Origin of the sequence: Polaribacter sp. MED152, assembly GCF_000152945.2 — a bacterium.
Classification (GTDB): Bacteria; Bacteroidota; Bacteroidia; order Flavobacteriales; family Flavobacteriaceae; genus Polaribacter.
In genome coordinates, this window is the sequence record NC_020830.1 from 859,645 (window position 1) to 871,956 (window position 12,312).

The 12,312-nt window shown below is 29.8% G+C and carries 13 protein-coding genes and 1 other RNA gene; 4 read left to right on the plus strand and 10 right to left on the minus strand.

The window, feature by feature from the left end:
* Positions 1-19: 19 nt before the first annotated feature.
* From rpmB to MED152_RS03960, 5 genes are all read right to left on the minus strand, one after another.
* Positions 20-259 (minus strand): 50S ribosomal protein L28, encoded by a 240-nt coding sequence (gene rpmB / locus MED152_RS03935; protein ID WP_015480566.1) that lies wholly within the window; start codon positions 257-259, stop codon positions 20-22.
* Positions 260-340: 81 nt separating this feature from the next.
* Complete coding sequence (locus MED152_RS03940; RefSeq protein WP_015480567.1) at positions 341-1,585, minus strand: competence/damage-inducible protein A; 1,245 nt, start codon at positions 1,583-1,585, stop codon at positions 341-343.
* A gap of 318 nt (positions 1,586-1,903) precedes the next feature.
* Entirely contained in the window at positions 1,904-2,512 is a 609-nt protein-coding gene (locus MED152_RS03950) for a fumarylacetoacetate hydrolase family protein (protein WP_015480569.1), read from the minus strand.
* Between the two features lie 7 nt (positions 2,513-2,519).
* On the minus strand, positions 2,520-3,389 hold the full coding sequence (purU, locus tag MED152_RS03955; RefSeq protein ID WP_015480570.1) for a formyltetrahydrofolate deformylase: 870 nt from the start codon (positions 3,387-3,389) through the stop codon (positions 2,520-2,522).
* A gap of 20 nt (positions 3,390-3,409) precedes the next feature.
* Positions 3,410-4,249: a 1,4-dihydroxy-2-naphthoyl-CoA synthase gene (locus MED152_RS03960; protein ID WP_015480571.1), complete on the minus strand. Its 840-nt coding sequence runs from the start codon at positions 4,247-4,249 to the stop codon at positions 3,410-3,412.
* Between the two features lie 69 nt (positions 4,250-4,318).
* On the opposite strand from MED152_RS03960, the gene MED152_RS03965 reads away from it, so the two are divergent.
* Positions 4,319-5,476: a hypothetical protein gene (locus tag MED152_RS03965; RefSeq protein ID WP_015480572.1), complete on the plus strand. Its 1,158-nt coding sequence runs from the start codon at positions 4,319-4,321 to the stop codon at positions 5,474-5,476.
* Between the two features lie 60 nt (positions 5,477-5,536).
* Here MED152_RS03965 and MED152_RS03970 read toward each other — a convergent pair whose 3' ends face one another.
* The 3 genes from MED152_RS03970 to fsa all read right to left on the minus strand — a co-directional run bounded on the left by MED152_RS03970 (position 5,537) and on the right by fsa (position 8,390).
* The gene (locus MED152_RS03970) at positions 5,537-5,959 is read right to left on the minus strand and encodes a hypothetical protein (protein ID WP_015480573.1); all 423 of its coding nucleotides are present in this window, start codon (positions 5,957-5,959) and stop codon (positions 5,537-5,539) included.
* Positions 5,959-7,617, minus strand: coding sequence for a 2-succinyl-5-enolpyruvyl-6-hydroxy-3-cyclohexene-1-carboxylic-acid synthase (gene menD / locus MED152_RS03975; protein WP_015480574.1), 1,659 nt, complete (start codon positions 7,615-7,617; stop codon positions 5,959-5,961). Before menD ends, MED152_RS03970 begins: the two co-directional genes overlap by 1 nt.
* A gap of 119 nt (positions 7,618-7,736) precedes the next feature.
* Positions 7,737-8,390 carry a fructose-6-phosphate aldolase gene (gene fsa, locus MED152_RS03980; protein ID WP_015480575.1) on the minus strand — a complete coding sequence of 218 codons (654 nt, stop codon included), beginning with the start codon at positions 8,388-8,390 and terminating at the stop codon, positions 7,737-7,739.
* Between the two features lie 177 nt (positions 8,391-8,567).
* Here fsa and MED152_RS03985 point away from each other — a divergent pair, with 177 nt between their 5' ends.
* Positions 8,568-9,599: a hypothetical protein gene (locus MED152_RS03985; RefSeq protein WP_015480576.1), complete on the plus strand. Its 1,032-nt coding sequence runs from the start codon at positions 8,568-8,570 to the stop codon at positions 9,597-9,599.
* On the opposite strand, the gene MED152_RS03990 is transcribed toward MED152_RS03985, so the two are convergent.
* Both MED152_RS03990 and ffs read right to left on the minus strand, forming a co-directional pair.
* The gene (locus tag MED152_RS03990; protein WP_015480577.1) at positions 9,596-10,399 is read right to left on the minus strand and encodes an SDR family oxidoreductase; all 804 of its coding nucleotides are present in this window, start codon (positions 10,397-10,399) and stop codon (positions 9,596-9,598) included. The genes MED152_RS03985 and MED152_RS03990 overlap by 4 nt on opposite strands.
* A 51-nt stretch (positions 10,400-10,450) precedes the next feature.
* Positions 10,451-10,549, minus strand: an RNA gene (ffs, locus tag MED152_RS13495) — signal recognition particle sRNA small type.
* A 173-nt stretch (positions 10,550-10,722) separates the two neighbouring features.
* Between ffs and MED152_RS03995 the strand changes: the two genes are divergently transcribed.
* Both MED152_RS03995 and MED152_RS04000 read left to right on the plus strand, forming a co-directional pair.
* The gene (locus MED152_RS03995) at positions 10,723-11,250 is read left to right on the plus strand and encodes a DUF4199 domain-containing protein (protein WP_015480578.1); all 528 of its coding nucleotides are present in this window, start codon (positions 10,723-10,725) and stop codon (positions 11,248-11,250) included.
* Between the two features lie 67 nt (positions 11,251-11,317).
* A complete protein-coding gene (locus tag MED152_RS04000; protein ID WP_015480579.1) occupies positions 11,318-12,274 on the plus strand; it encodes a glycosyltransferase family 2 protein in 957 nt (318 codons plus the stop codon).
* Positions 12,275-12,312 lie beyond the last annotated feature (38 nt).

Sequence of the window (12,312 nt, forward strand, 5' to 3'; positions counted from 1 at the left end):
TTTATTAGCTAGAACCTAATTATTTTGTTAAAAATCCGTTAGCTCTTGCTTCTTTGATAACTGCAGAAATTCCTTTCTTGTTAATATTTTTTAAAGCAGACGCAGATACTTTTAAAGTTACCCATTTATCTTCTTCTGGAATATAAAAACGCTTGGTCATTAAATTAGCGTCAAATGTTCTTTTAGTTCTATTTAATGCTTTAGAAACATTGTTTCCAACCATTGCTTTTTTTCCTGTTAATTCACAAACTCTAGACATCTTCTTAGACAGTTTTATAGTGTTATCTCTAAACGAGGTGCAAATCTACAAATAAATCTAATTCTGAACAAAACAATTTTGCTAATTTTTTAATATTTCTTTTTGCAGCATTTCTAATGCTTTATTTACAGTTTTATCGATAACCCTTCCTCTTGGTTTTCCAAAATTAAACTCTTCTACCAAAACTTCTTTTCCTGAAGCTATTGCAATAAAAACTACACCTACACTTTTATCATTATGATCTGTGGTTGGACCTGCATTACCAGTAACAGCAATTGCATAGTCTGTTTTTAGTTTTTCTTGTACTCCAACTACCATTTCTTTGGCTACCTCTTTACTTACAACTGTATTACTTTCTATGGTTGCTTTTGATACATTTAACAAACTTTGCTTCAACTCTGCAGAGTATGCTACAATACTACCTTTAAAGTAGGCAGAAGAACCTGCCACAGAAACTATAGTAGCTGCAATTTTACCACCTGTTAAACTTTCTGCTGTTGCTAAAGTTTTATTCGAGTTTTTTAAAAGTGTTCCTATTTTATCTTCTAGCTTTCCTCCTTCATCAAAACCACTTATAATATCTGGAATTAATGTATACAATTTTTCTATTTGTTCATCAATAGCCTTTTCTAAGGTTGATTTATCATCACCTTTAGCAGTTAAGCGTAAACGAACTCTACCATAATTAGGTAGGTAAGCCAATTTCACAAAAGATGGTAAATTATTTTCAAACTCTTCAATTCGTTCTGCAACCACACTTTCTCCTTGGCCATAAGTCATAATTGTTTTGTGGACAATAAAAGGTAGTTTAAATTGTTTTTGAATTTTAGGCAACACTTCATACTTCATTAAACCTTTCATTTCATTTGGTACACCAGGTAAAGAAACAAATACTGTATTGTTTTCGTAAAACCACATTCCAGGTGCTGTGCCATATAAGTTTTTTAGAACACTTGCTTTAGTAGGTAACATTCCCTGTAATCGATTAGATTCACCAAAAGGAATTTTATATTTCTGAAATAACTCCTTTATATGTGTTACAACATCATTATTCAGTTCTAAATGATCATCAAAATAAGAAGCTATAGTATGTTTTGTAATATCATCTTTTGTTGGCCCTAAGCCACCTGTAAGAATTACAATATCTACTCTTTGCTCAGCTTCTTTTAAAGCTGCTAAAATATGTTCTTTATCATCTTGAATGGAAGATATTTGATGCACAGATACACCAATCTTATTTAATTCTGTTCCTATCCACTGAGAATTGGTATCAACGATTTGCCCAATTAAAATTTCATCTCCTATAGTAATTATCTCTGCTTTCATTGCGCTCCTATTTCATCTATTTCTAAGTTGGCTTTGCTCTTTTTTTCTAAAAACAACTTCATCAACCTAAAACATATTATACTAATTATGATACTTAAAACTATTGATAAATTTCTGTGATAATCAAGATTTTGGTCTACTTTAAAATCAGTAAATAAACCATATAATACTAGGTAAATTATTCTTATTAATAAACTTATTACAAAACCAAGACAAAAATAGATTACATTATTTTTCTGATATCTTTTTGCTAGAAAAACAAAACATATGCCCATTAAAATACAGACAAATATTTGAAAAATAAAATTTATCAAACTGTTATTTTACTCTAATATTAAAAGATTCTTTACCTTCTATAACCCCTTTTAGGTTATCGTTTTCTACAACTTTTCCTACGCCAGCAGGTGTTCCTGTAAAAATTATATCCCCTTTTTTTAACGTGAAGTACTGAGAAACATAGGCAATTAATTCATCTACTTTCCACAACATAGCAGCTGTATTTCCATTTTGTACTATTTCATCATTTTTAACCAATTGAAAATTTAAATCATTTATGTTAAAATTTTCTTTTGGATAAAACTCACCTATTACTGCACTGCCATCAAAAGCTTTTGCTTTTTCCCAAGGCAAGCCTTTTTCTTTACATTTTGCCTGTACATCTCTTGCAGTAAAATCTATACCTAGCCCAATTTCATCATAATATTTATGAGAAAACTTGGCATCTATATGCTTACCAACTTTATTAATTTTTACTAATACCTCTACTTCATAATGTACGTCATCAGAAAATGGTGGAATAAAAAATGGATTTTTTCTTGGTAAAATAGCAGAATCAGGTTTTAAAAATACAACAGGATTTTCTGGTTTTTCATTTTCTAACTCCTCTATATGTTTTGCGTAATTGCGCCCAATACAAATTATTTTCATAATTGAATTATTCTCCTGTTTCTGGAAATACAATTGCTCTATTTCCTGAAACTATAATTTGATTATTTAAATGATATTTTACTGCTCTTGCCAATACTAGCTTTTCTGTATCTGCACCAATTCTTTTAAGAGTTTTGGTGGTGCTTTCATGATTTACATGCTTTACATCTTGATCTATAATTGGCCCTTTATCTAAATCTTCTGTGGCATAATGAGCTGTTGCTCCAATTAGTTTAACTCCTCTTTGATAGGCTCTCTCATAAGGATTTGCTCCTTGAAATGCTGGTAATGAAGAATGATGAATATTTATAATTTTACCCTCATAATCGTTAATGAAACCAGAAGATAGCACTTGCATATACCTAGCCATAACAATTAAGTCTATATTATTCTCTTCTAATAATTCTCTTACCTGTGCTTCTTGCTGCAGCTTTGTATCTTTCGATATTGGTAAATGATAATAAGGTATACCAAACATATCTGCTACATACCTTAATTTATCATGGTTACTTATTACTAATTTTACGTTACAATTTAAACCACCTTCTCTAGATCTTTCTAACAAATCGTATAAATTATGGCTTGTATGTGAAACCATTATAGCTACATTTTGCACTTCATCTCCATAATTAACAGACCATTTAAAATCTAAAGGCGTTGCAAGGTCTAAAAAGTCTTTTTCTAAAGAAGATTTAGAAATATCTGAACCCTCAGAGTTCAGGCGAATTCGCATAAAATACGTGTTCTCTAAAGCATTTACATATTGCTGACAACTTAGAATATTGAATCCTTTCTCAAAAAAGAAACTGGTAATTTTAGCTACCAAACCTTTTTGATCTGGACATTGTATTAAAAAAGTTACGACTTGTGATTTCATTGTATTGAATTAGGATTGAACTATGGAATCCATTTTTTAGGAAAGTTTGGTTTACGCTTTTCTAAAAACGCATCTCTACCCTCTTTTGCTTCATCTGTCATATATGCTAAACGAGTAGCTTCACCTGCAAATACTTGCTGACCAACCATGCCATCGTCTGTTAAATTCATGGCAAACTTTAGCATTTTAATAGAAGTTGGACTTTTCTCTAAAATTTCTTGTGCCCACTCATAAGCTGTACTTTCTAACTCATCATGTGGAATAACTGCATTTACCATTCCCATTTCATAAGCTTCTTGTGCTGAATAATTTCTACCTAAAAAGAAAATTTCTCTTGCTTTTTTCTGACCTACCATTTTGGCTAAATACGCAGAACCATAACCACCATCAAAAGACGTTACATCTGCATCTGTTTGTTTAAAAATAGCGTGTTCTTTAGAAGCCAAAGTTAAATCGCAAACCACATGTAAACTATGGCCACCACCAACTGCCCAACCAGGAACAACAGCAATAACTGCTTTTGGCATAAAACGTATTAAACGTTGAACTTCTAATATATTTAATCTGTGATACCCATCATCACCCACATAACCTTGATGACCTCTTGCTTTTTGATCTCCTCCAGAACAAAAAGAATACACACCATCTTTGGTACTTGGTCCTTCTGCAGAAAGTAAAACTACCCCAATAGAAGTATCTTCACCTGCATCATAGAAAGCATCATATAATTCTTTTGTGGTTTTTGGTCTAAATGCATTTCTAACATTTGGTCTGTTAAATGCTATTCTTGCTACACCATTACATTTTTTATACGTAATGTCTTCATATTCTTTAGCAACTTTCCATTCAGGTTGTATCATATTTTTGTATTTTGTACGTTCTTGTTACCGTTAAAACTTCTTTGTTTACAAAAATAAACATTCTAACTTATGATTAAGAAATCACTATCACTTATATTTTTACTTTTTTGCTTTTCTGGTTTTTCTCAAAACATTATTACCAAGCAATTAGAATCTGACATATTAGAAACTACTAGAAATTTAAGAATTTATATCCCTGCAACTTATGAGCAAGACAGTATTAAAAACTACCCCTTAACTATTGTTTTTGATGAAGAATATCTATTTGATACTTATGTTGGTAATGCAAAACTTTTTGCAAAGAAAGACAAAGCTCCTCAACAAATTATTGTAGGTATTTCTATGGATGAAACAAGAAGTCAAGATATTTCTTTTGACAGAAATTCTGGAAGATTATCTACAACTGCGAACTACTTTTACGAATTTGTAAGAGATGAAGTGATTTTCTATATGGAAAGCACCTATAGAACATCGCCTTTTATAACTATTGTAGGTCAGGGCTATTCTGCAAATTTAGTAACACATTATTTAAAAGAAAATACAGCTTTTATCAATGCATTTGTATGTATAAACCCAAGTTTTTCTGATTTTATAGGGCAAGAACTACAGAGATACAACTTGCCAAAATATCAAAAAGAAGACAACACTTTTTATTTTTACACGAATAATGCAACTTCTTTTTCTAGCCAAAAAAAAGTTAAAATAGATCAAGTTCAAAAAGGTTTATCTGGTTTAGAAATTAAAAACTTTAATGTTGTTAATGATGTTATAGAAACACCAAGCGCAGTATCAGCAATGGGAGAAGCAATACCAAGAGCATTAACCAAGATTTTTGAGGTTTACTCTGCAATATCGAAAGAAGAATATGAAAAGAATATTAAAGAGTTATCTCCTGAAGATGCCATTTATTATTTAGAAAACAAGTATTTAGAAATCGAATTTTTATTTGGAACCAATTTAGGTATTAGAGAAAAAGATATTTATGCTATTGAAAACATTATTATAGAAAAAGAAAATGGAGATAAGTTAAGAGACTTTGGTAAAATGATCTTAAAGCTTTTTCCTTCATCGCCTTTAGGAGAGTATTATATAGGTAGATATTACGAAACTGGTAAAATGTTTAAAAAAGCGCTAAAATATTATAAAATTGGGTATGGAAAAATGGATCCTGCAGATCCTAATTCTGATGCTTATTACGAAAATATTTTAAGACTTGGTGGTCAATAATATAAGTTGGCAGTACAAATTTTATTCAATAATAACTGCCAACTTTAAACTGTATTCTGATTACTGATTTATAAGCTCTATCCTATCTTCTTTAATAACTATTAATTTATTTTTATAAAGATTCCCTACAGCTTTTTTAAATGCTTTCTTACTCATTTTCATGTGAAAACGTATAGAATCTGGAGAGCTTTTATCTGTCAATAATAAAAAACCTTCTCTACTATCTTTTAACTTTTGTAAAACTTTTTCTACATCAGAATCAATTACATTTCTAAAACCTTGAGGACGTAAAGAAACATCTATTTTACCATCTTCTCTTATGTTTTTAATGTAGCCAGTAACCTCCATATTTTCTTCTAATGGCTGAAAAACTTCACTTCTAAAAAGTAAACCATCAAACTCTTCATTAATTAAAACTGTATAACCTAAACCTGTTTCAGTTTCAATTACTAACTGCACTTTATCTCCTTCTTGTAAATCCATTATTTAATATATTTAAAGTATTCTTTTAAAACTTTATCATTCTCTAAACTTGGTGTAAAGATTTCTAAAATTTTAGGTTGATTTGATTCTTTATAAAAATTTTCTAATTCTTTTTGAACAGAAATCGTAGAAAACGCTTTGCTATACTCAAAATTATGCATTTTACATAAATGCTCTGCTGTTAAACAATGAGGCGTTTCGAAATATTTTGTGGCGTTTGTAGTTTTAGGACCAGGAATAATTTTAAAAATTCCACCTCCTGAATTATTCACTAATATAATTCTAAAATTTGTTGGTATATTCTTATTCCACAAACCATTACTATCATAGAAAAAACTTAAATCTCCAGTAATAAAAATAGTTTGTCTGTTACAGGCATAAGCTGCACCAATAGCTGTAGATGTGCTACCATCAATACCACTTGTACCTCTATTACAAAACACTTCTAAAGTACTGTCTATAGTAAACATTTGCCCATATCTAATAATAGCACTATTACTAAATTGCAACTGACTATTTTTAGGGATACTTTCTAAAACTTGCTCAAAAACCTTTAAATCAGAATGTGCTATAGTTTCTAAATATTGAACATGTTTTTGCCTTCTCTCATTTCTTACAGCCAACCAATTTGGTTGATAATTACTCTGTTTTTTAGAAATGATGCTATTAAATTTACTAAAGAAATCTACAGGTTTTGTTTGTATAAATTCAGACAAGCAGAAAAAAGTATTGGTTGCTTTTTTCTCATCAATATTCCAGTGATGTTTAGGTTGATAATCTCTTAGAAAACGTTTAATCCTTTTAGAAACTATCATGCCACCAAATGTGATAAGAATGTCTGGTTGTAACTCTTTAAATTCTTCTTCTCCCAAAGAAAAAATAAGTTGATCTATAGAGTTTATAGCTTTAGAATGATGCAGATTAGAAGTAGTTTCTGTTAACAAAATAACTGAATCATCTTCTGAATATAAATCCATCAATTTATGCAATTCTGTATCTGGATGATTCACACCAATCACTAACATTTTCTTATCAGAACTGTTCCATATTTTAGCCAATTCATCATAATTGATATTAGAATTATCTAAAGAACTCATACTTATATGAGGAAAATGAAAATCTTCTAAATCGCTTACAGTATCATACAATGGCTCATCAAAAGGTACATTAATATGAACAGGACCTTTGTTTGAGTTTGCCAATTGTAAAGCCTCACCTATTAATTGGGCATTCCTAGTTTTAAACTTTGGATTTTCAATCAAGTTGGCAGAAAATAGAATGTGATTTTCAAACACATTTTCCTGACGAATTGTTTGTCCATCACCAATATCTATAAGATGCTTTGGTCTATCAGCAGAAATAACAACTAAAGGTATATTACTATAAAACGCTTCTGCAATTGCAGGGTAATAATTTAGTAAGGCAGAACCAGAAGTACATAAAACTGCAACCGGTTTTTGAGTTTGCTGTGCAATACCTAGCGCAAAAAACGCAGCACACCTTTCATCTACCACACTTAACGTTTCAATTTCTGGATGATTAGAAAAACCAATAGTTAAAGGCGCATTTCTAGAACCTGGAGAAATAACAACAGTATCAACATTAAATTGATGACAAGCTGCTATAACTAATTGTGCAAGTTCTTTTTTTGGGTACATAAAAATCTTTAGTGATTTAAATGCAAAGTTACGAAGAGATAAAGATTTAAAAGAAAAAAAAGCCAGAAACTAAATTGAATTTAATTTCTGGCTTTTTATATAATTTATTTGAAAAGAAATTAGTTTCCTTTATTAAAATCTGCTAAAAATTTAGCTAAACCTATGTCTGTTAATGGGTGCTTTAATAAACCTTCAATAGCACTTAAAGGTCCTGTCATAACATCTGCACCAATTTTAGCACAATCAATAACGTGCATTGTATGTCTTACAGAAGCAGCTAAAATTTCAGTTTCAAAACCATAATTGTTATAAATAGTTCTAATTTCTGCAATTAGATTTAAACCATCTGTAGAAATATCATCTAATCTACCAATAAATGGTGACACATAAGTTGCACCAGCTTTTGCAGCCAATAATGCCTGACCTGCTGAAAATACTAAAGTTACATTTGTTTTAATTCCTTTAGATGAGAAGTATTTACAAGCTTTAATGCCATCTTTTATCATAGGTAATTTTACTACAATCTGAGGGTTCAATGCTGCCAAAGCTTCACCTTCTTTAACCATACCATCAAAATCTGTAGAAATAACCTCTGCAGAAACATCTCCATCTACTAATTCACAAATTGCTTTGTAATGATTAATGATATTATCTTGACCAGTAATACCTTCTTTAGCCATTAATGATGGGTTTGTTGTTACACCATCTAAAACACCTAAAGCTTGTGCTTCTTTAATCTGCTCTAAATTAGCAGTATCTACGAAAAATTTCATGCGTTGAAAATTAAATTTATTTTCGTCAAAGATAAAAAACTATCACTTTTCTAATGTCCATTACTCAATTATTTTTTACACATATTCGCTTAGATAAAAATGCTTAATTTTTGTTAAATAGTATCTCAATTCGTTTTTACTTTATAAAACCTTTACTTTTGTAAAAAAGAGTCTATTTTGAATTTTATAAAAACGTTTGGTTTACTGCTAATTCTTTGTCTAGCAACATCTTGTTCTACAACTAGCTCATCAGAAATTATAGATCCTGTTACTCCTGAAATAGAAGAATGCGTTAATACTGATATTTCTATTTCTGAAGCAGATAATATTGTTGTTCCTCATGCTACAAACCCTGTTGTTTGGGAAGGTTCTTATAATGATGAAACAGTAACAATCAGCTTTACAACACCTGTTGGTACTGATGGAGAAACTGAAACTAAAGCTTTTATTTTTGATAAAAAAGATGACTGCCTTACTAAAAATAGAGCTTACGAATATTATAATGGAGAAAATGTAGACGTTTCTGCTGTAACAGAGATGGAGGTATCAGAATTTTATATCAAAGAGTATATTGAAGATGAAAAATTTATAGGTTATGTTGTGTATACAGATCCTCATGATAAAATTACCTATTCAAAAAAATTCTATGTTGAATTTACCACAGATGATTTTAAAGTAGACATTACCAATTTTCTACTTTTTGAAGATTGTTTATTAGACAAATTACCAATAGAAATAGACCTTAATTCTGATGGAATTGTTGATTTTAATTTAACTTATGAAGAAGTAAATGATGTTGGTAACAGACCAAGATACAATCAATACACCATTAAATTAACATCTACGTTTGAAGAGCAAAACAAGATCTTATCTCCTATTAAAAATCAAGAGCCTTATTTTATTGTGCATGAACCGCCATTTACATCAGAAAATAAAACACAATATATTAATGGTGTAAAAGATGCTTTAGATATTTTTTACGAATATGAAGCTCCTTATCAAAACTTTAATTATTTCTTAGACAATACCTTAACCTATAGTAGTACTTTAAAGAACAATAAAGACGATTACTATATAATTAGTATGTCTTTAAACAACGAAACCTATTATGGTTGGATTAAACTTACTGTAAATACTCAAAATTGTGAAGCTGCAATTTTAGATACTTTTTTAAACACAACTGCAGATGAGCATGTAAGTGTGAATTAAAGTTTGTAATGATTCATTAAAATTTTCTCATAAATTCTATCTGGAAGAATTCGTTTTAAAACAATCGAAAACTTTTCTAAAGTATTCCCTACTTTATAGTGTATTTTAGGATTTTTAGTGTTTGTGATTTTATAAATTACTTTAGCCATTTCAACAGGATCTTTTCCCCCATCAACATCTGCATCAATAATTTTTAAATTATTCTCATAATCTTCTTTGTAAGCAGAATTTTCAAAAACTGGTGTATGATATCTACCTGCTGCAATATTTGTTGCAAAATCACCAGGAGCAATACTTACTACATTTATACCAAAACCTTTTACCTCCATACTAACTCCTTCTGTAATCAATTCTAAAGCTCCTTTAGATGCTGAATACAAACTTCTAAATGGCAAACCCATATAACCAGCAATAGAAGTAATATTAACAATAGTACCAGAGTTCTGTTTTCTCATTTTTGGTAAAACAGCTTTCATAACATCAATAGCTCCGAATAAATTGGTGTCGAAAACAGATTTCATTTCATTAATAGGAGTGTCTTCAATAGCACCTGTAATTCCCATTCCTGCATTATTTACCAAAACATCCAATCTTCCTTTCTCATTAATAATTTGATCTACAGCAGCTGTAATAGATTCATTTTTTAAAACGTCTAATGCAATTAATTTAAAAGTAAAGTTTTCTTGGTTTTTAGGATTTCTGCTAGTTCCATAAACAAAATATCCTTTTTGTTGCAAATAAGTGGCTACAGCCTTACCAATTCCTGAAGATGCACCTGTAACTAAAACTACTTTAGACATAATTTCTATTTTAAAAAATCAATATTACAAAATCTAAATTTAGGGCACAAAAAATGGCAAGCTACCTACATCACACTGCTACAACCTAATACCTTTGCTGTGTTCCCACCCTGGAGGATTCAAAGGGAGCTAGTTGTGTAGAACTTGCCACTGCAAATTTACATTCTATTTTTAAATTGACAATTAAAAAAATATTAAAATTTTTGTAACAATTATAACTTCTTGATTACTAATAAAATGTTTTTGGATGAACTTATTTTATAGGAAATTAGTCATCTATTAGAAATTAATATATTTGTAAAACATCAACTAAACTTTAAAAAATGGAAAATCAAGTAAGTAGTAAAGGTATTATTTTAAACAACGGTTTATATTACGGAATCGTTTTAATTTTAGCTAGTCTTGTTATTTATGCATTAGGAATGCATTTAGACCCAACAGGTGGTTACATTAATTTTGCTGTAATTGCAATTGCAGTAATTGCTTTTCCTATTATAGGAATGTCTGCTTTCAAAAAAGCAAATGGTGGTTTTATGACTTGGGGACAAGGTGTTAAAATTGGTGTAGGTATTGTAATTATTGGTTCTTTATTAACCATTGTTTATCAGCATATTTTTACTGCATTTATTGAACCCGAATTTTATACTCAAGTAGAAGAAATTACAAGAAAAACTTTATACGATAATGGGTTAACAGAAGAACAAATTGAAACTCAAATGGAAATGACCAGCAAGTTCCAAGGTACAATAATTGGTGATGCTATTGGTTTATTATTCATGGCCTTTATTGGTTTTGTAGTTTCTGCAATTGTAGCCGCTGTGAAGAAAAAAACAGAAGAGGAAACATATTAAACTGTTAGAAATACGTCCTTCTAGGATACTTTCTTAACTTTACAACTTGTAACTATATAGAAGAAATATGGAAATTTCGGTAGTAATACCACTTCTTAACGAAGAAGAATCTTTACAAGAATTACACGATTGGATTGCAACTGTTATGCAATCCAATCGTTATTTATATGAAATTATTTTTATTGATGATGGTAGTTCTGATAACTCATGGCAAAAAATAGAAGAGTTATCCTCTAAAAACAAGTCAGTTAAAGGAATCCGTTTTCAAAAAAACTATGGCAAATCTCAAGCCTTAGATGCTGGTTTTGAATTAGCCCAAGGTAATGTTGTTATTACTATGGATGCAGATCTACAAGACAATCCAGAAGAGATACCAGAACTTTACAATTTAATTGTTAATGAAAATTTTGATTTAATTTCTGGATGGAAAAAGAAACGTTATGACAATGTAGTTACTAAAAATATACCATCTAAATTATTTAATGCAGCTGCCAGAAAAACTTCTGGTTTAAAACTTCATGACTTTAACTGCGGACTAAAAGCCTATAAAAATGAGGTAATTAAAAGTATAAAAGTAAGTGGAGAAATGCATAGATACATACCTGTTCTAGCCAAAAATGAAGGTTACAATAGAATAGGAGAAAAAGTAGTACAACACCAAGCAAGAAAATATGGTGAAACTAAATTCGGGATGGATCGTTTTGTAAATGGTTTTTTAGATTTAATTACCATTTCTTTTTTATCTAAATTTGGAAAAAGACCTATGCACTTTTTTGGTCTTTGGGGTACTTTTATGTTCTTATTTGGAACTTCTGCTGCTTTTTATATTGGTGCATATAAATTATATAAGGTTTTTAATAACATAAAAACCATTCTTGTTACAGATAATCCTTGGTTTTATATTGCACTAACTTCTATGATTCTAGGAACCCTATTATTCTTAGCAGGATTTTTAGGAGAACTAATCATTAAAACAAAAAACACCGAAAAACACTATACAATAAGAGAAAAACTTAATTTCTAACTGTATATTTGTATTAAACCAAATAAAAAAATTACTAT